We start from the raw sequence: 19588 nt of genomic DNA, 5'->3' as shown, positions 1-19588 counted from the left end.
ACTTGAGCCTCCCCGAAAAATCTTTAAGCGACGATAGTGAAAGGAATTAAGGAGCCGGAGCAGYGACCTTCAGCACTAGACATTCGATTAACGATAGGATGTAGGACAGAAGAAGGAGCGGAGAAGCTTGCGTCCGCCTTTGAAATCACGATGCCACCACAAAAACCTAATCTTGCAACGTGATTTCAACAGCGGTCGGAGCCCTTCTTCAGTCCGGAATCCTTGTAGTTAGTCAGAATTAAAGCTGCAACGGGAGCGCGGAGGCCCTTAAGTCGTGGAGCGACCTTAGGCGTTTATAAGTTTTTCGGTAGTTAGACCAAAAGGCTACTCGTCGATTTTCAGCACCGCCATGAATGCCTCCTGCGGCACCTCCACGCTACCAACCTGCTTCATGCGCTTCTTGCCTTCCTTCTGCTTCTCCAGCAGCTTCCGTTTCCGCGAGATATCGCCGCCGTAACATTTGGCCAATACGTTTTTGCGCATGGCCTTAACCGTTTCACGAGCGACTACCTTCTGCCCGACAGCCGCTTGAATCGGCACCTCGAACATTTGACGCGGAATAATATCTTTCAGCTTCTCGCAAATAATGCGTCCGCGGTTGTAAGCCCGATCACGATGGACGATGAAGGATAAAGCATCTACCTGCTCGTTGTTGAGCAAAATATCCATCTTCACCAGGTTGGAACGTTTGTAGCCGGAAACTACATAGTCGAACGAGGCATACCCTTTCGTGCTCGACTTCAACTGATCGAAGAAATCATAGACGATTTCTGACAGCGGCATATCGTAGGTCAATGTCACTCGCGTCGTGTCCAGGTACTCCATATTAATGAACTCGCCGCGTTTCCCTTGGCAGAGCTCCATGATGGTGCCCACGAAATCGTTCGGAACGATAATCGAAGCTTTCACATAGGGCTCTTCAACGAATTCAATACGTCCGGTCTCCGGGTAGTTCGATGGATTATCAATTAGCAGCACTTCACCGTTCGTAAGCGTTACTCGGAAAATAACACTCGGAGCGGTCGTAATCAACGGGATATTGAATTCGCGCTCGATACGCTCCTGAATGATTTCCATATGCAGCAATCCAAGGAATCCACAGCGGAAGCCAAAACCTAATGCCGAAGACGTCTCTGGCTCGTATTTCAACGAAGCGTCGTTCAGCTCCAGCTTTTCCAAGGCCTCGCGCAAATCGTTATAGTCCGAAGTTTCGATCGGATACAGACCGCAATACACCATAGGGTTAATCTTGCGGTAACCAGGCAGCGGTTCGGTGGCAGGACGCTTCGAATCTGTAATCGTATCCCCTACCCGCGTATCCTTGACGTTCTTAATCCCTGCCACGACGAAACCTACATCGCCTATTGTGAGCTCGTCAACAGTCGTCATACTAGGTTTGAATGCACCGACATCAATGACTTCGAAGGTAGCTCCCGTAGCCATGAACTTAATCGGAGTTCCCTTGCGGATCGTGCCGTCGACGACCCGAACGTACACAATGACGCCTTTATAAGCATCATAATGCGAGTCGAAGATTAGCGCCTTCAGGGGAGCATCCTCGTCTCCGGTAGGAGCTGGCACTTTCTGCGTAACCTGCTCCAATATTTCCTTGATCCCAATTCCTGCCTTAGCGGAAGCCAATACGGCTTCGCTGGCGTCAAGCCCGATTACTTCCTCGATCTCACTCTTCACACGTTCCGGATCGGCGCTAGGCAGGTCGATCTTATTAATAACCGGCAATATCTCCAGGTTGTTGTCGAGTGCAAGATATACGTTCGCTAGCGTCTGAGCTTCAATCCCTTGTGCAGCATCGACTACCAGAAGCGCACCTTCGCAAGCTGCCATACTTCGGGATACTTCATAGGTAAAGTCGACGTGTCCTGGGGTATCAATCAAGTTCAAGATATATTCTACACCATCATCGGCGCGGTAGTTCAATCGGACAGCCTGCAGCTTGATCGTAATGCCGCGCTCCCGTTCCAGATCCATCTTATCAAGCACCTGTTCCTGCATTTCACGGGAGGATAACGCTCCGGTATATTCAAGAATCCGATCGGCCAATGTCGACTTTCCATGGTCGATATGGGCGATAATGGAGAAGTTGCGTATTTTCTTTTGTCGTTCCAAACGTTCGGACATGCTAATCCCCCTGCGTATCAAATACTTTCTATTATATCAGTATCGACGCCGGGCAGCAATGTACATGAAACTACTTGCTTTTACAGGGCTTATGTGGCACAAGATGTTTGAGCTCTCGGGGTCCCCACAAAGTACTCGGCGTTATCTTCAGAGCTAGTCTTCACTTTGTGGGGTAAAGCGTAGGGGTCCTTTTTCACTTGGAACGGCTGCTTCCACCTCAATCAACAGTGTCCTTAATTGACCAAGCCATCGAAAATCCCCACGACCACTCGAATCGTCTGATGAGCAGCGCCTTGCAGCATGTTACCGATCCCGTTGCCAAGTCGATTCACATTCGAATCCGCAGGCCCCGATGGTGCATTCGCACCGATTGGAGGCAGCGGTGTATGCCCTGCTCCAGCCTGTGGTGCAGTACCACTAACCAGACCCTTCGTCCCGGAAGTAGATGACGTTCCAGGCTGTGTCTGCGGAGCAGCCGTGGCCGCAGGCTGGCGAACCGTGCCAGTTGCATTGCGGCCTGGCCCAACTGCAGCCGTGTTCGACGCCGGTGCGCCGCTCTCTATTCTGTAATCGGTAGCGGGTATCGGGCCCTGAATACGCTCCATCCCCCTGGTAGCGATCTCAATACCGAAAAATATACCGAAGCTAGTCATCAACAACAGGCCGACGAGCGTTACTGTATAACGTGACATTGGATTCACTCCTCACAAGGGTTCATGGATTTGATTTGATTTGATTTGATTTGATCGATCAGCTAGAGCTGTCTGGAGTTTTGTTCGTTCCGGCAGACACAGTGCCGTTCACCTTCTCCGCGTTCCAGAACAAGTCAGCAATGACTTTGGCCAACACATCTGCCGTACGGTTAGATTCCTCAAGTGTATTGTACGCGCCCCCTACCTCCATCAGCATACTGTTCGGCGAGAGCGACTGGTTGTATTCCCCATGACCGCTAGAGGTCCCTTTATCAAGAATTCCTCGGGACAACCCCGGATAATCAGCTTGTAATCGCTCATGTATCTTTTTGGCGAACGCTTCATTTTGTTCCCACTTTTCGTTCTTTTTACCCACAATGAAATATACTTTGGCATAATCTTTCCCATTAATCGTGGCAGTAGTAACATCCCTTGTTGCGGAATCTCTATGGATGTCGAATAGAAACTTCAGGCTGTCATTCACCGCGAACGCTTCCTGGACGGTCTGCTGCGAATATTTGTAGGAGAAATTCCAGTTGTATTGCGGCACGGTCGTCTTATAGTCAGTACCGGAGTGTATGGTCCCTATTCCTGCTTGCTCTAGCTGCTCCGCCAATCTTTTGCCGACCAGGGTAATGTTGTTCTCAGGGTTTTCCGCATCCCCGACCGACTTGGCTTGCAGCTCCGGCACCCAAGACTCACGGGGATGCGAATGATAGATGAGTACAGCTTTCTTCCCTTCTGTTGACAGCTTCACGGGCCCGTTTACTACCGTTGATTCCTGTGGAGGTGTCGGCGACGGGATCGGCGATGCTGCTGCGTGGTTGTCCACCTGTGCCGGTTGCTTCTCCTGAGCTTGCGGCCTAACAGTTGGGGTTGGGGTCGGCGTCACATGAGCCACCGAAGATCCGCCGGCTTGCACAGTCGATGGCTGTGCCCCGTTACGGGTGCTACCTGAATCGATGACAGATTCCGATCCGCGCACCAGTCCACGCAGCTCACCAGCTAGTAGCGACCTTGGCTCAGCTGGATTGACTTGCAGCCACAAGCCAGTCAAGTAACCGACTACACGCTTCCCAGCGAAGGTGGAACTTCCTTGCCTCTCTTGCGATAGATGCGGCACTTCCAGGCTCAACATGTCTAGGAAGAACGGCTTAATTACAGATGCGGCGAAGCGCTGCATCGAAGAGGATGATCTGGCCCCATCCTTAGTCAGCCAAACTCCCCAAGCTCCTAAGACCATGAACAGGAGCAACGTAAACGCAGCGTAAGCGATGAACACTGCCCGGACTCCTCCACCAGCCCGCCATAATCGATTCATGTCCGACAGCCAACCTGAGTTACGCATACGCAACCTCCTTCATCAATTTGGGGGTAATAATCGTTCAAGAAGATTTCTTACCCGGAGTGGCAGGAGTATCTACTTTCACGGCCTGATCGTCTTGCCGCACTAACTCCGCTACAACCTCCGCCATAATATCCGATGTCCGGTACATTTCATCTAGGGAGTTATAAGGCCCTCCGACTTCTATCAGCATGCTGCTCGTTGAGAAGTGCTGGTTGTACTCTCCGTTTCCTTGAGCGGACTTCGCATACACCCCTCGTGAGATTCCTGGGTAACGCTGCTCCAGCATCGTGTGAATGCGTTTCGCAAACTCGGAATTTTGCTTCCAGTTCGGATTTTTCATACCGACGACGAAATACACTTGAGCGTAATCTTTCCCCTCAATCTTCACGGTCGTCTTGTCTCGGGCGAGGGAATCCCGATGGATGTCGAAGATCATGTCGAGCGCCTTATGGTCCGCCATTACGGTTTGCACCGTTTTGGCCGAATAGGCGTATGACTTCGCATAGTTAAAGCCTTTCTCCGAGGACGGATAATCCGTATTGGATTGGAGTGTCGGTATGCCGAAGCCTTCCAGCTTGTCCTTCAGCCGTTTCCCTACCAGCGTAACGTTGATATCCGCATCATAGGCGGAATCCGGTTCTTTGATCCCCTTCGACGCCAACTCTGGCAGAAACGATTCTCGATTGTGTGAATGATAGATGAACACCTTCGGTTCCTTTGACTGCACATTTCCAAGTGGCTGCAAGCTTTCTCCAATCCCGCCAGATCCACCAGCCCCCGCTCCTCCTGAAACGCCACCTGCTGCCCCTCCACTTCCTCCCGTACCACCTTGATCACCGTTATTACCTGGTGTCTGTGTTAGCCCAGGCTCCTTCTGGATCGCTTGAGGCGAGGGCATGAAGTCTGCCGGGTAGTCTGTTAGTTTCGTAGCTTGTCCGGAATACAAGAGCGCGCTCGTCTCGCTAGCCATATTGGGCAGTTCGGCGGCTAACAAGCTCTTCGGATCTCGAGTATTGACATTGGTTGCATATTGGATCAAGAAATTCGCTGTGTTCCCGGGCGAAAATGTGCGAGCACTACCACTTGTTGGCATAAAGGGCATCTCCAAAGCCACCATATCGAGAAAAAAAGAAAGGGACAAATTCGCAGCCATTCCTTTCATCGAGGAGATGGAGGAAGAATTCTCTTGGGTTTGAGCGATCGAGAACAGTCCGGTAACTACGAAACAAGCAAGCGTCCCTACAGCTAATGCGGTCAGCAGCTTACTCATGGAACGAACTTTACGAACAGTACGGCTTACTAGGCTAAGATTCAGAGTGGCGACTACCCATTTCATTTAGAAACCTCCAGTACGTGGAATCTAGTTGATATTAATCTATGAAATAGCTTCACTCGATAGAACTACACTATGAAAAATAACGATATTTTCGCAGAATCTAATAACCTCTTATTCTCGAATTGGAGTATGATCGTTCATTGGTAGGGTTCAGGTTCAACGCTAAAACTCCCGATTCGCATCGGGAGAGAAGGGGTTAGGCCATGTGGGGAGCTATTTCGATTTGGGCACGAATGTCGACAGCTTGACGAATTCAAATTGCTTAGACAGTTCAGGAATACTTTCACGCAATGCCGCTGCTGTATATTTACCGCCAATACCCACATGACCAATCGCAATACAACGTTGATCTTCTTCCAACTGTGTAATGATTTTACGCAGCTGCCGTTTCACATGGAGCTGACTGGCCGTATCATCAAGAAATATTTGATTCTCCACAACTGGCACACCTAGCTCTAATCCGGTTTTCTTGATTACGCTGCGATAAGCGGTCTTACTATCCAGGAAGAACAACCCTCTTTCCTTACAAACCTCCAATACGATTCGGACCACGCGCGCATCCGATGTAGCTTTGGAACCCATATGATTATTCATCCCAACGGCATGAGGAACGCTGTTAATCGCCTCATTCACCTTCTGGCGAATCTGATCATCGGTCATATCCGTCGTAATCGCCCCCGGTCCCAGCCAACTCTTTCTCCCGCGGAACGGTTCCATCGGCATGTGGACGATCACTTCATGTCCGGCTTTATGCGCCCACTCCGCATCACGCTGTGTTGTTGGCATGAACGGCATAATCGCTACGGTGAGAGGGATAGGCATCTCCATCATCTGTTCTGTCCCACCCATGTTGTTGCCGAGATCGTCAATCACGATCGCAGCCTGCTTGCTTGCGTTACCTGAGAATACATCATCCGAGTAGGTGATTATATGTCCATCCTTACTCGACATCGCATTCGTACGAGGCGTTACAGACATCGAAAGCACACATAGCAGAACGGATAAGACAACAGCCAAGCCTCTTGTTCTCAACATCATCATCCCCTTCCTTTCCTTATCGATTCAGGCGGATGTCTGTGATTCGCCACGGCAACTCGACAGACACCCGGGCTAAAGTAAATACGAATGTTTCCCTTGATGATTTCCTTCCTTTACGAGACACAAGCGCCGTCAACGCGACCCGCTCTTCCAATGATGCCGCCGATCGACTAACTATTTCTTGTTTCTTGTCTAATTTGATCGACGTTATAGTTTCTAATTTCCGGATAGTCGTGTCCCGCTTATCTGCGATTAAGCCTTGTCCGGCAATGGCGACGATTGAGCTATCATGCTGGCTAACCCCTTCTAACAAAGCGGCTGCAAGCTCATCCGGGCTTGCGGCATCCATGTACGTAGCAAGCTTACCTGCCGCCTTATACACCATAAGTTGATGCGCCGTATCCATAGAGTCGGACTTGTGCGTCGTACTTCCGAGAAAGTGGATGCAGAAATGCCCGGAGAATCCATTGCCAGGAATACCGTCTCCTCCATGGGGCATTCCATGCATAGAAGCAGCCAGACGTTCGTTGTCTGACGTGCTAACAATAATTGCTCGGCGTTTCCAACTCCACGCGCCATTATAGATTTGCTTCATAATGGCCGTATCGGCTTTCGTCATCGGTTGAACATCAGCATGCTGGCTGCCTGCCCGGCGCTGAACACGGAAGGACAGGCCTGTTTCCAGATCGGTCACTTGAATGACGCCTTTGCGCGGAACTTTAATCTGGGCTTCCTGCCAGCTCAGCAACTCTCCATAATGTTGAGAACGTAGTTCCACCACCCTATTCTGCAGCAGCTTCCATGCGGAATGATTCAGTTTCCACTGCCGACCGGAATCCAAGTCGACCACTATGGAACCAGCACCCAGCCCGAACCTTTCCTCCCCATTCGAAGATGTCACATGCAGTTCAATATCGGACCAAGCCATCGACTGCTCCACAGTGCCGTCCTCGGTTATTTGGGGTTTGATCTCGCTCTTCTTGGCCCAAGCTTTGACCCATTGCTCTTGATTCAGCTCCTCGAAGCTTTCCCAAGTCGCCTGCGAACTCGATCGGACAACCAATTTGAACTGAACATCCCTTGCAGATTGATCAATGGATGGTTCTTTCACCTCACTGTCCGCATTGACAATCGTGCCGGTAGCGGTAATAACCATCATGAGACTCATCGCGAACACCAGTAACCTTCTAATCATGAACGTCCGCATCTTCATCTTAATGGGTATAAGCGGCGACGTTGTTCTGATCTATCGCTTCGTGCAGCGCCGCATTCAAGCCGCTTGCGATAATGTTTGCAATATCCTCAATGAACTGGTCGATGTCCTTCGGAGTGACGAGCAGGTCATGTCCGAGCGGGTCCAGTACCTCCTTCACCAACTGCAACCGTTCATTCTCCTGCATCCCGTCAAGCATTCCGAATATTTCTTGCGTCGCTTCCGTCTCTTTCTTGAAGTGCTGTATCATGAGATCCATCGTACTGTTGACGATTGTCGAAGCATACACAACGGTTGGTACCCCAATTGCAATGACCGGTACTCCAAGAAACTCACGGGTCAATCCTTTGCGTTTGTTACCTACACCCGATCCAGGGTGGATGCCCGTATCTGCGATCTGAATCGTCGTATTCACCCGCTCCAGCGCCTTCGATGCCAGCGCATCGACCGCGATGACCAAATCCGGCTTCGATCTGTCGACAACGCCTTGAACGATCTCACTCGTCTCTATGCCAGTAATACCCAACACGCCAGGAGCGATCGCACTCACTTGTCGATAACCGGGACTTACTTGATCAGGCATCAGTTCGAAGAAGTGGCGAGTCACCATCACATTTTCCACAACAAGTGGACCGAGCGCGTCTGGTGTCACATTCCAGTTACCTAATCCAATAATGAGCACTTTCGCTGTTTTGGAAATACCGATTTTATTAAGAAATGTGGAGAACTGCTGTGCGAATTTCGTAGCGATGCGATCCTGCAGATCGGAATCCTTATCCCGAAGACGCGGGACCTCGATGGTGATGTAGTGGCCTGGCAGCTTGCCAACCGCTTGCGATCCCTTCTTATTGTCGATGTCCATTATCGTCAGAATGCAGTCCTCATCTTCAAACGTTTCGCTATGAACCCCAGGAATAACACTCCCCATCGTCTGTGCTGCCATTTCCTTGGCTTCCAAGGCCAGGTCCGTACGGACCGAATATAAACGATCATCCATGCTGCTCCCTGCTCCTTTCGATCCGCTTCGATTTACCATAATAGGTTGCCATCAAGCGGAATTGGTTATTCACTGATGACGCTAATCCGACATCGGTACGTCATGGTTTGTATTGCTTTTTACTAGTTGTCGTGATAGAATATCTAAAGTTGTGCTTGAGAAAGTTAGACCGCTTTACGAAGTGGCTTTGTATCGGCAAAGTCTTAAGGAGGTGAACGCAATGCCTAACATTAAATCCGCAATTAAACGTGTAAAGACAAATGACAAGCGTCGTCTTCAGAACGCATCTCAGAAATCTGCACTTCGCACTGCAGTGAAATCGTTCGAAACTGCTGCTGCGGGCCAAAACGTAGAATCCATGAAAGAAACCCTGATCGCTGCTACCAAGAAGCTTGACAAGGCAGTGACCAAAGGATTGATTCATAAAAATGCTGCTGCCCGCAAAAAATCCCGTCTGGCGAAATTGTTCAACTCGGTTTCCGCTCAAGGGTAATCTGATATTCAGATGAGAAAAGTCCTCTGCCTCCGCTTCAGCGGTGGCAAAGGACTTTTTTTGTATGATATCTATTTCAATAATTGCTGGAATGTTGGAGCAAGACCCTCAGCCATTCGAATGAACCCAAGATCAGTAGGATGAACCCCGTCCACCGTACACTCCTCGTAATCATCACCTAGAAGCGTAGAGCCGTCGAAGAAGGTGATATGCATGTCGCCTGCGTTCGCGAGTGCTGCGACCGTATCACTGGCAATCTGCCTCCGTTCCTCACTCAATTGAGCTATGAGCGGATTGAATCGCTCTGTGGCATAGCGAATTTTGGAGACGACCAGAATCGGTAGGGTTGCATGTCGCTCCCGATAAATCCGGATAAATTCTGGCAATGTTTGCTGAAGCTTCTCCGGCTGTCCGACATTTGCCTCATAATCCAGCACCAGCAGGGCAGGACGCTCGATCTGTGACAATACATGGGCAACCTCCGGCTCACCTAGACCGCTGCCCGAAAAGCCTACATTGATAAATTCGTGCGGAATACTCCGGCTCATGATGTTCGTGTAACACATTCCCGGTCGGCTTGCACACCCGCCCTGTGTAATCGAAGTCCCGTACACAATCACTCGACGGTCATCGGCAAACGGTGCTGGACTCGCAACATCTGCATCAGGAGCCAACCCTATCTGCAGCTCCTTCACCCCTTGGTAGAGCGGGAAATTCAGCGTAATCATCTTCATCTCGCTGCTCACATTCGACCATTCGAATAATGGAGTCGAGAATTCGATCTGGTTATGATCGTAACGTGTCGTACTTACATACTTCTGTTCCCCAGGCTCACCTATGTAACAGTCAAATCCGCATTGCCCTGTTGCTGGCATATGATACATGTTCGCTTTGCCTGCTAGTACAACCTTCACGAACAGCTTGGACGAGCTTGTTCGGAATCTCACCTGACCTCCTGCCGTACAATTGGCCAGTGATTCCACCGAATCACTGATTCGATGCGAAGGCGATTGCGGCATTCTCCGATAGAGACCCTCTTGCTCGAACCATGCGAAGCCTGCGATCTGGAATGGCGCCTCAAGGGGTGAATACCATTTGATAGATTCCGTTTGCAACTCCGGCAGCTTCATATTCGGGTCCAGTTCTTGAACGTTCTTCACTTTGGGCTGATCTGACATGCGTCCCTCATCCTCTCAATTCGCTATATTTGATCTCAAGCTGCCAATTGCAATAAGAACAGCTCAAGTCCTAGCACCTTATCGATCTTCCCGCTCTTCATCTTGTAATCCAGTTCCGCCAGCTCTGACAATATTCGAGACAATTGCTCATCCTTGTACTTGACACCTTGTTCAGCAGCCACTTTCACGGCATAAGGATGGAGACCTAGCTGCCCAGCTAGTTGTTGTTGGGAATAACCTTGCTTGGACATTTCCTTCACCTGTAATATAATCCGGAATTGACGGGCGATCAACAGCGTCAACTTCACCGGTTCTTCCTTCTGCTTGATCAGCTCATGTAGAATGGTGAAGGCTCGTTGCAGTCGAAGCCGCACAATATCTTCGATCAAGATAAAGACGTTCTGCTCTGTACTGCGGGTTACAAGCGCTTCCACAATGTCTCCCGTCACGATGCCGCTCTTACCAACGTACAAGCTCAGCTTCTCGATCTCGGCAGACAAGTTCTGCAAATTCCCTCCCGCATACAGCACGAACTGGTCGGCCGCGCCGTCCGCGAAGGAGAATGACACCCGCTCAGCCTGTCGGTTCACCCATGTAAGCAATTGTTCCGCAGATAGGGCCGGGAAGGCAATCGAGTTGTCTTTCAGCGCCTTGACAAGCTTCTTCCGTTCGTCCAATTTCTCGGCGTCCACGAGCAGCAGCAGCACGGTAAACTCCGCTGGCGCTTTCATGTACTCTAGTAACTTGTCCGTATTATGCTCCAGCTTGGAGGTATCCTTGGCCCCCGTCAGGAATATGGCATTCTTCGCAATCACAAGCTTCTTCTCCGCCATGAACGGAAACGTCCCCGCATCCTCCAGCACAGCTTCCAGACTAGTCTCCATCAAATCATACTTGGATATTGCAAATTCCCGCACATCCGGAGAGATCAATTGATCCGTTACATACTGAATGAATTCCTGCAGCATGAATCGTTCCGTACCATAACACACATAGAACGGGCGAGCACCGCCCTTGGCAATTTCTTTCGCTGCCGATTTGCTATCCATCCGAGAGCCACCTGTTTCCGAGTTATTCTATATGTAATAGTAGCAAAAACAAAGGGATCACGTCAAAATCCGAAGATTTTAACATCATCCCTTTGTCCCAGCACATCTATATAAACACGGGCCGGAGAGTCCTAGGCACTCCTGGCCAGCGGTCATACGGTGTCAGGCGGTATGAATCGTTCTGTTGCTATAGCATACGTACCGCCAGGCAATATGTGCATCGTAGCCCCGCACTTATTTTGCAACTGCTGATCCGGAAAGGTCGAGAGGCTCAGCTGTTTCTTTCTTTGACTCTACATCAATCACGAAAGACTTCTTCACTTCCCCTTGTGTTACCGTATAGGAGAAGGTCGTAGACTTCGACCACCCGTTCAAAAGCACCAAGTCCTTCTCTCCCCATTGATGCTCGGAAGTGAATACGATCTGCTTCTCGTCCGCTGTCTTCGCTACAACGACTCGTCTAGTCTCCTTGTTGTAGATCGCGACGAGTTGTTGGTCCGTTGACTCCATGCGGACGACTGGAGTGTTCGGCGCCACCAAGCCATAATTAGCGTTTCCATCCAGTGCTGGCAACTTCTCGTTACTGGAAGACGACTCGACTTTACCTCGCTCTCCAGCAATCGATGCGCCCATCAGAGGCGGGGTTGTCAGACGTTCGGTCGGCTTCCCCTCATTAGACTTATCGGCGCTGGATCCAGCTTGATCTTTGGACGTAAGCGCAGTATTAGCCTGAAATGAGTTCGAATTGGCATCGGGTTGATTAGAACTTGCCGTAGAATTGTTCAATATATCGGCATTCGCAGCGTCGTCGTTGTACGGTTGAGCCGCCTTATCTCCGCCCTTGGCCTTGCTTATAGAGACACTATCCCCTCCGCTCTTGGGCACGCCCTCACCTGATTGCGGGACATTGGTTGGCCCAGGCGAAGCAATCCGCTGTTGTTGACCACCATCTTGCGCTTCGTCTGACTTATTCGGTGCAATTTCCTTCGCAGTAGACGATACAACGGGTTCCGTTGGTGTCGTTGTTGGTGCAATGGCGGCTTCTTTCATCTTCTGTACATCAGCGGAACCAGCGGGCAATGCGGATGACGCACTACTCTTGCCTCCGGATGAACCTGATTTCTGGGAAGCCGGTGTATCGGATTTCCGATCAGAGAGTTCCATGCTCATGAATCCAGAATCGCTGTTGGAACGCTTCATCATTCCACTATCCGTATTCGTTATGAAGAGTGCGATCATCACGCCAGCGGCTACAACACCGCCAATCGTCCCCAATGGGAATACTCGCTTCCATTGCGACATCCATCTCTTGGAGGATGGAATGACCGGCACATGATGGCTAGTCGCACTCAGATGTTCTTCCGTCTTATCCCGAATTCGCATTCGGTCAATCTCATCGAGTTGTGGAAGTATGGAGTCCACCAGACTGAACGGCGGCATCACCCTCGGTAAGCTTGCCAATTCGTGCGAAAGCTGTTGTAACCGGGTATACATCTCGGTACAATCTCTGCATTGGCTCACATGAGCCATCATCTTTTCGCGTTCCGAATCGTCTAAATCATGATCCAGATTACGCTGCATCCATTCCACCGCCTCTTGACATGTCATCCMCGTACACCACCTTTCTGATAATCACGGAGTAAAGTTTGCAGCTGCTGTCTTGCTCTGAACAAGTAAGACTTCACTGTATTGAGGGGCAGGTCCAAGGAATCGGCAATTTCATTATAAGAAAAGTCCTGTAAGTACCGTAAAACGACGACCGCTCGATGATGCTCCGGGAGCTTGTCGATTGCTTCCTGGATATCCTTGGCCACGTATGTAGCTAACATCTCATCCTCAACATCCTGCAACGAAGAAAATACCATATTGTGCTCTTCGATGGAAACCGTCGATTTCGTTCTGCGAAATTTGTCGATGCAAATGTTCGTGACGATTCGCTGTACCCACGTTTTGAATAGGGCTTTTTCCTCATAAGAGTTAATCTTGGTATACACGCGAATGAGCGCCTCCTGCGCCGCATCTCTAGCATCCTGCTCATTGCCCAGAATATAGTAGGCGGTTCGGTATATGTGTGTTTCAATCTCTCGCAGTAGGGTTATAAGAGCGTCGCKATCGCCCGATTGGGCAGCAAGTATTAATTCTTTCGCTACCACAAGGTTCCCCCTCTCTTGCAACTTTTTAAACGAAATCGATAGGAAAAAGGTTGCACCTGTCGAACAAAAAAAAGGATGCCGACAGCCCAGGGGCACTTGCACCCGCTACCTGTCTGGCATTTTTCACCTTAGTCGTACAGCTGCAACATATCGTTTTTTCGTCGAATGCTCCATTCATTTTACCAGAAATCATGCAACGTAACCATTAATTTACGATGGAACTTTAGACAAAAAAACGACTCATCCATTCGACCCATCGAGCGCCAGGGATGAAAAGCAACTGTGCCAACACGGTCCCGAGAAACCGGGAAATCACTAACATGAGTACCATATGGCTCATCTGCGAGCCCTTCTTTTTGCCGGACAACACTTGATCGGTAAGCAAGGCCACCTTGGGGTCGATCGTCAGCGCCAATAATATAGTGGCGAATCCATTAATCATTCCAGATGATAGAGTCGTCGTCGTCGACCGGTCAGGACTAAGCAAGCCGGCATATAAGGCCGACAGCACGCCAACCGTATAGATGGCCGTAATACAAGTATTCAGCACCAGCATTCGCTTAGGGACGCCGCCAATTCGAAAGCTATGAATGACCGCCAGACTCGGACTGCGGAAATAATGCTTCACTGCACCCAAATACTTCGCTTGGAGTGCTTCCTTCAACAAATACGGCACCGATCCGCTCACTTCCAGACGCTCAATCGCCCGGGCGAAGATGGCCACGAAAGTCGGGACCAGCAGCGCCCCTGCAACTGTCCCGATGGACGCCGCACCGATAATCCAGCGAAATTGCTCTCTTACTGTATCGAGACTGCCTGTCTTCATCGCACGATCAATTAAGCTGGCAATGAGCACCATCTGTACCATATTGGCCGTGCGTGAGAAGATGACGATAATATTGAACAGTGAGAACGCACTCGCCAGACGTGCCGTACGTGTCCCCGCCAATCGCGCTGCATAAGAAAGCGTCTCAATCGCATTGATGAGGAACGTGAAGAGGAGAATGATCAATAGCTTATCGTTCATCCGCTCGCTTCCTTTCCGTTCAAGAGTCATCTTCCACTTACCTTCATTCTCTCATTCTCTCAGTAATTGGCAGGAAAAACAAGCACGGTACAAGGCTCTCTGAATGCCAATTCAGTTGCTTCAAAGGAATAAAAAACTCCTCGCTGCTTACTGCGAGGAGTTTCATAATCAGTTCGCTGATTTAAACTTAATGTCCTGCTTCAATGCCGCCGCGATTTGCGAAGCATAGCCCTCGAATATTTCTTTGCCCTTATATTTAGGCCCCATCAACTCTTCTCGGTACTTCGGCCAGTTGGAGGAATCCTTCTCCTCCAGCAGCACATTGCCTTGGTACACATACAATTGCTTGCGCAATGCAGCAAGGTCAGTTCCAGGTACAGGCGCAACATTCGTTCCAAGCAGCGCATACTTATAGGTTCTGAGTTGCTCTAAGATTTTACGATCGCGGTCCGTTTCTGTAGGGTCCACAAGTTCAAGCCCAAGCGGAGTCGGGGCGATCGTGTTGCTGCTGAATATGGCGGAATAAATCTCATTGTAACCTTGGACATCGGTAAAATCTTTCTTGTAGGCAGCGGGATCAATATTAATTTTCTTACCATCGCGCTTGTAGTGAGTCCCTTCTACCCCATAGTGGGTAAGAAGAAAGCCTTCTTCCCCCGCCAGCCAGTCGAGAACTTCAATCGTACGCATTATTTTCTTCTCGTCAGATTTGGCGCTGATCATGAACGGAGTGGCTGGAATGGCTTGGTAGCTTAAATAGTTATTCGGCGCGATGTTGAAAGGTACAAATTCGGCCGTAACTCCAGTGACGTCTTTCGTTTTCTTCTGAACGCTGTTAGGCGCGTTTTCGAGAATGGCATCACGCGAAGCAGAGTAGAATATACCAACTTTCCCTTGTTGAACTTTATCGAAATGCTGAGGGCTCTTCTGCAAGTACCAGTCTGGATCGACGACCTTCATGTCGATTAGTTTACGGATTTCGTCAAGCACCGCACCGGTACGGATGTCACTGCCTGAGTCGATAAATTGCTTGTCATCGGCATAAAATCCGGGGTTCAAATTGTGCTTAAGCCACACCGGGAAGTCTTTGGGAATACCCGCTCCGCCTGCAGCAGCCGTTATACCATAAGTATCGTTTTTGCCGTTGCCATCCGGGTCATTGAACGTAAACGCTTTAGCAACTGCGACGAATTCATCGTAATTGGTTGGCACCTTCAATTTCAAGTTTGGATCTTTTTTGTTCAAGGCATCGATCCAGTCTTTTCTCACATAATGGGACAAAAATTGATCGCGATTGAAAGGAATTGGCGCTCGCATGAATACATCTTGAACTTGATAACGTTTCATTTCCTGATCGTTGATCCAATACTTGTAGTAGTTCGGCATCGTTTGCGGGGTTACATATTTCGTCAGATCTGCTGTTACTTTATCCACGATATACTTGTTCGATTCTGCTCCGCCTGATTGGAACATGTCCGGGAGGTCACCGGAAGAAAGGCGAAGATTCAGCTTCGTTTGAAAGTCGTTCAAGTTTGAAATATAATCGATTTTCAAATCCACGTTAAATTTTTCTTGAATTTTCGTAAGAATAACATCTTTACTTTTGTCCGATGGCAAATTTTTATTTGCAGGTGCTAATACCATGAAGCTGAGCGAAAGTTTTTCTTTCGTTCCAGTTGGCGCTGTTGTACCTGTTCCCGTAATTGGCGTTGTTGAAGGTTTCTCTTCGCTTTTGCCGCAAGCTGCAAGCATCAAAGCGGATGTTACTGTCAAGGCGACGATTTGATTTAGTTTTTTCGATTTCATTTAAAACCCTCCCACTACAGATTTGATTTTCATTTATATCGTTACTATAATCTTTACATAGTTCGTTTCAAGCTGAATTCCATCGATAACGACCACAGCCCAGATCTCAGCGGTTCCCGGATTATGGGCAACGAGCTCCCCCCCTTCGAAGCTGATAACGGACGGATTGCTGCTCACGAATCGTGGATTTCTTCTCTCCATCTTTTGGACGGTGCGTCCTTTCTCCAGCAGGCCTGTAATCGCAACACACGCAGTTTCGTTGCTTCTCAGGTTCGTCGGCGAAACGTGCAGGCGCGCCCCAATCGGACGGGCAATCAACCCGGGAATGGAAAGCTTGAGCAGATTCGTCTCCTCCGTCAAATAAAAATGTCCGAAGTCGTCTTGGGCAATCCGGTTGGTTTTGCCGGCCTTTCGAATGACTTGCTTCTGCTTGGTTGCCGCATCAATGACAAAAAACTCGTTGGCCTGCACACCATACACATTACCATCCGTCCCCACTTCAAACTGAGCATCCCGCCACACCGCACTGCTATACGATCGCGAGACGAGATTTTGCTTATGCACGACCTGCCTGCTCACTGGATCAAATAGGAACAGATCACCCTCCGCTGAGCCCCAGATCATGCCGTCCGGCCCGACAATTAATTCAGTAATCCCTCTCTTTCCAGGGACAGGAACCATTTCAAATACTTTCTTTTTCTTCTCAACGTCCCAGATGAACAGCTTCGCTTCAGTCTCTGTAGGAATTGCACCTAGACCTCCCCAAATGTTCGACCCGCCATATATAAATCCGTCCTTATGCGTGATAGCCGTAACGCTCTGCTGGTCGATCACGTTCAAGAATACTTCACGCTCATGCGTCTCTAGATCGTAGATCACAAGCGCTCCGCCGAGGTAGCCGTATTTGGGCACTGTGCCAATAATCAACTTACCTTCCTCCGACATAATCACCCCTGCAAGTCCTCGATCTTGAAGGCCTACGTCCGAGGCAGTGAACAGGAACCTGGGGTTCGGTTGATTCGGATTCTTTCTGTCCCATGGCAAGGACTGATCATATTCGTATACATTCATACCGGTATAGGTGACGTAATAGATTTTATCCTTATAGCTGTATACCCTGTCGGTTTGTGTGCCAGGGACCGTCTGACCTACTCCTACCGTCTGGTTGGAATATTGTACTCTATCACCTGTCACAGGATCATAGATCGCATTGCCGCCGACCACAAAAGCGCTCGTGTGAATTCTCCCGTCGTTTCCTTTGGCCGCTGTGTGCAAGCCGCTCGGTTCTCCATCTATAGGCAAATCGACATTTTTGATGTTCCCCGTCGCCGGATTGTATTTGAAAATCCCTGCTCGCGTTATCCCGACCAGAGAATGTCCGGGAAACTCTGGATCGTTAAGCCGGGCGAACGATAGTCCCTTTACATCCATGAATGTTTCTGCAGCAAGCATGACGTATTGACTCGTATCGAAATCATAGTAACCGAGCTTGGAAGAGACGGTGAAGTAGGCCTTGTTCAGATCGGGAGACTTGGGAGAAATAAGCCTTGAAGATAGTTCCGCCTCCGTCACGTCAAATTCACCGGTCTCCAAATCCATAGCAACCGTCGCTCCAGGGGTTAGCCTCATGAACAACTTATCCTCAACGACCCTCATATCCCATACAAATTGAGCTGAAGAAAATTTATCGGGAAGTTGAATTTCCGTCTTCTCACCCGAATTTCTATTGAAACGAATTAGCTTAGCATGGGCTCCGATTCCGAAATAATAATCGTTTCTATGCTCGTCGTAGGCGACGGAATACGCATAAAACTGGTCTGAAGTAGCTCGGCCCAAGTTGATCAACTCGTTGGTCCTTGTATTAAACTCGAATACCTCGTTTCGGCTATAGGTTCCGCCGACAAGTAATCCCTCCGGTCCATTCTTTAAATCAAAGACGACGGAACCCGGCAAGCCCGTGACAAAATGTACTTTGTCTTCACCAGGAACATATCTAAACAGATTCGCTGGTGTACCAGCTACATATACGGTTCCGTCGGGCTGAACGGCAAGTCCTCTGAGATGTTCGCCCTTGTGATAAGTACCGCCAACCGTATCCTCGACAACTACCTGCTTGATTACGGTTTCCGTCTCCATGTCGATGACCAGCAGCTTGGCTGGAATACCTGACAACGTGGCGTAAGCAAGTGTTCTACCGGATGGCTCCTTGTGGAATACCGCCCTGCTAATGGATATATTATGAACAAACGAATCTAGATTGGACAGTTCGTAGGAAATGATCCCTTTGTCCTCGGTATGCAAGTCGTTCAAGACCAGATTCCTTCTTCCCATTCTGTGATTATTCAACTCATGGATGCTAGCGATTTAATAGCGGAGTACAGCTCCAATAAGACCGCCTGCATCTTCTTGGTACCGTTCATATATCCTGGAAGCGTTCTCCAATGGAAACTGCTCCATGAGCGCATTTATGCGGACTTGTTTCTGCTCAAGCATGCGGAGATAGGCATACATATTACGCCCTTCCGTCCACCTCACGTATCCGACCGGATAATCGAAACCCTCGTTCTCATATGTTGAATCGTACCGCCCCGGTCCGCCTGCACGAGACACTATCAATTGGGCTTCCTTCCGGAACATGGAGGATCGGTTAATTTCGGTCTGCAAGTCGCCAACAATGACGATTTTCCCTCTGTCCCGTATCCATGAAAAACTCAGATCCAGCAATTCCTTCTGCTTTCCTCCGATGCAATGGAACACGGCATCCGCACCGATTCTCATTGTCATGGTGTTGACCGCTTCCCGAACGTCATCCGAACTGTTGCAAACGGTGACGTAAGGCGTCGATTCCAGCGCTGCCCTGCGCTCGGGCAACAAATCGACGGCTATCACATGAAATCCGGCTGCGGCTGCGATTCGCGCCATCAATTGGCCCACAATCCCAAGCCCGACAATGACAGCGGTTTCGCCGAACTGCAACCTTGACAATCGGAGCGCATGCATCGCAATAACGCCTAACCCGACGGTTGACGCTTCCGCCAAATCGACCGTTGGTGGAACCGGAACCACAAGGCGTTTCGGCACAAGGATATATTCCGAATGTCGTACGAACGGTCCACCAT

The 19588-nt window shown here is 49.5% G+C and carries 16 protein-coding genes; 1 reads left to right on the top strand and 15 read right to left on the bottom strand.

The features are described 5' to 3' along the window. Positions 1 to 324: 324 nt before the first annotated feature. The 7 genes from lepA to gpr form a co-directional block, all read right to left on the bottom strand. Complete coding sequence (lepA, locus tag AC1DWB_RS17205) at positions 325 to 2139, bottom strand: translation elongation factor 4 (protein ID WP_477542310.1); 1815 nt, start codon at positions 2137 to 2139, stop codon at positions 325 to 327. A gap of 233 nt (positions 2140 to 2372) precedes the next feature. Beyond that, positions 2373 to 2831 (bottom strand): hypothetical protein, encoded by a 459-nt coding sequence (locus tag AC1DWB_RS17200; RefSeq protein WP_477542309.1) that lies wholly within the window; start codon positions 2829 to 2831, stop codon positions 2373 to 2375. A gap of 58 nt (positions 2832 to 2889) precedes the next feature. Further along, the gene (spoIIP, locus tag AC1DWB_RS17195; protein WP_477542308.1) at positions 2890 to 4179 is read right to left on the bottom strand and encodes a stage II sporulation protein P; all 1290 of its coding nucleotides are present in this window, start codon (positions 4177 to 4179) and stop codon (positions 2890 to 2892) included. Positions 4180 to 4216: 37 nt separating this feature from the next. Continuing rightward, positions 4217 to 5515, bottom strand: a complete 1299-nt coding sequence (gene spoIIP / locus AC1DWB_RS17190; protein WP_477542307.1) for a stage II sporulation protein P — start codon at positions 5513 to 5515, stop codon at positions 4217 to 4219. Positions 5516 to 5728: 213 nt separating this feature from the next. Beyond that, positions 5729 to 6556 (bottom strand): divergent polysaccharide deacetylase family protein, encoded by an 828-nt coding sequence (locus AC1DWB_RS17185; RefSeq protein ID WP_477542306.1) that lies wholly within the window; start codon positions 6554 to 6556, stop codon positions 5729 to 5731. Between the two features lie 13 nt (positions 6557 to 6569). Further along, the gene (locus AC1DWB_RS17180; RefSeq protein WP_477542305.1) at positions 6570 to 7748 is read right to left on the bottom strand and encodes a hypothetical protein; all 1179 of its coding nucleotides are present in this window, start codon (positions 7746 to 7748) and stop codon (positions 6570 to 6572) included. A 19-nt stretch (positions 7749 to 7767) separates the two neighbouring features. After that, entirely contained in the window at positions 7768 to 8763 is a 996-nt protein-coding gene (gene gpr, locus AC1DWB_RS17175) for a GPR endopeptidase (RefSeq protein WP_477542304.1), read from the bottom strand. 220 nt (positions 8764 to 8983) lie between these two features. On the opposite strand from gpr, the gene rpsT reads away from it, so the two are divergent. Continuing rightward, the gene (rpsT, locus tag AC1DWB_RS17170; RefSeq protein WP_477542303.1) at positions 8984 to 9256 is read left to right on the top strand and encodes a 30S ribosomal protein S20; all 273 of its coding nucleotides are present in this window, start codon (positions 8984 to 8986) and stop codon (positions 9254 to 9256) included. A gap of 71 nt (positions 9257 to 9327) precedes the next feature. Here the strand turns inward: rpsT and AC1DWB_RS17165 are convergent, their stop codons facing one another. The 8 genes from AC1DWB_RS17165 to AC1DWB_RS17130 all read right to left on the bottom strand — a co-directional run. Then, complete coding sequence (locus AC1DWB_RS17165) at positions 9328 to 10434, bottom strand: SGNH/GDSL hydrolase family protein (RefSeq protein WP_477542302.1); 1107 nt, start codon at positions 10432 to 10434, stop codon at positions 9328 to 9330. A gap of 35 nt (positions 10435 to 10469) precedes the next feature. Then, positions 10470 to 11483, bottom strand: a complete 1014-nt coding sequence (holA, locus tag AC1DWB_RS17160) for a DNA polymerase III subunit delta (RefSeq protein WP_477542301.1) — start codon at positions 11481 to 11483, stop codon at positions 10470 to 10472. A 234-nt stretch (positions 11484 to 11717) separates the two neighbouring features. After that, positions 11718 to 13091, bottom strand: a complete 1374-nt coding sequence (locus AC1DWB_RS17155; protein ID WP_477542300.1) for an anti-sigma factor family protein — start codon at positions 13089 to 13091, stop codon at positions 11718 to 11720. Then, a complete protein-coding gene (locus tag AC1DWB_RS17150; protein ID WP_477542299.1) occupies positions 13088 to 13636 on the bottom strand; it encodes an RNA polymerase sigma factor in 549 nt (182 codons plus the stop codon). Before AC1DWB_RS17150 ends, AC1DWB_RS17155 begins: the two co-directional genes overlap by 4 nt. Positions 13637 to 13859: 223 nt before the next feature. Further along, positions 13860 to 14663: a lipid II flippase Amj family protein gene (locus tag AC1DWB_RS17145; RefSeq protein WP_477542298.1), complete on the bottom strand. Its 804-nt coding sequence runs from the start codon at positions 14661 to 14663 to the stop codon at positions 13860 to 13862. 168 nt (positions 14664 to 14831) lie between these two features. Continuing rightward, positions 14832 to 16469 carry a type 2 periplasmic-binding domain-containing protein gene (locus AC1DWB_RS17140; RefSeq protein WP_477542297.1) on the bottom strand — a complete coding sequence of 546 codons (1638 nt, stop codon included), beginning with the start codon at positions 16467 to 16469 and terminating at the stop codon, positions 14832 to 14834. A gap of 33 nt (positions 16470 to 16502) precedes the next feature. Beyond that, the gene (locus AC1DWB_RS17135; RefSeq protein WP_477542296.1) at positions 16503 to 18779 is read right to left on the bottom strand and encodes an NHL repeat-containing protein; all 2277 of its coding nucleotides are present in this window, start codon (positions 18777 to 18779) and stop codon (positions 16503 to 16505) included. Positions 18780 to 18833: 54 nt separating this feature from the next. Beyond that, positions 18834 to 19588 (bottom strand): zinc-dependent alcohol dehydrogenase (locus tag AC1DWB_RS17130; protein WP_477542295.1); only part of this gene is annotated, 755 nt, incomplete at its 5' end.

The sequence above is a fragment of the Paenibacillus sp. P4_E11 genome (genome assembly GCF_056401635.1).
Note: the sequence above shows the minus strand (reverse complement) of the source record. Positions and strands in the feature narration are given on the sequence as shown.

Coding starts and splice junctions, on each gene's coding strand:
- lepA (WP_477542310.1), bottom strand. CDS start 2,139: ATGTCCGAACGTTTGGAACGACAAAAGAAAATACGCAACTTCTCCATT.
- AC1DWB_RS17200 (WP_477542309.1), bottom strand. CDS start 2,831: ATGTCACGTTATACAGTAACGCTCGTCGGCCTGTTGTTGATGACTAGC.
- spoIIP (WP_477542308.1), bottom strand. CDS start 4,179: ATGCGTAACTCAGGTTGGCTGTCGGACATGAATCGATTATGGCGGGCT.
- spoIIP (WP_477542307.1), bottom strand. CDS start 5,515: ATGAAATGGGTAGTCGCCACTCTGAATCTTAGCCTAGTAAGCCGTACT.
- AC1DWB_RS17185 (WP_477542306.1), bottom strand. CDS start 6,556: ATGATGATGTTGAGAACAAGAGGCTTGGCTGTTGTCTTATCCGTTCTG.
- AC1DWB_RS17180 (WP_477542305.1), bottom strand. CDS start 7,748: ATGATTAGAAGGTTACTGGTGTTCGCGATGAGTCTCATGATGGTTATT.
- gpr (WP_477542304.1), bottom strand. CDS start 8,763: ATGGATGATCGTTTATATTCGGTCCGTACGGACCTGGCCTTGGAAGCC.
- rpsT (WP_477542303.1), top strand. CDS start 8,984: ATGCCTAACATTAAATCCGCAATTAAACGTGTAAAGACAAATGACAAG.
- AC1DWB_RS17165 (WP_477542302.1), bottom strand. CDS start 10,434: ATGTCAGATCAGCCCAAAGTGAAGAACGTTCAAGAACTGGACCCGAAT.
- holA (WP_477542301.1), bottom strand. CDS start 11,483: ATGGATAGCAAATCGGCAGCGAAAGAAATTGCCAAGGGCGGTGCTCGC.
- AC1DWB_RS17155 (WP_477542300.1), bottom strand. CDS start 13,091: ATGACATGTCAAGAGGCGGTGGAATGGATGCAGCGTAATCTGGATCAT.
- AC1DWB_RS17145 (WP_477542298.1), bottom strand. CDS start 14,663: ATGAACGATAAGCTATTGATCATTCTCCTCTTCACGTTCCTCATCAAT.
- AC1DWB_RS17140 (WP_477542297.1), bottom strand. CDS start 16,469: ATGAAATCGAAAAAACTAAATCAAATCGTCGCCTTGACAGTAACATCC.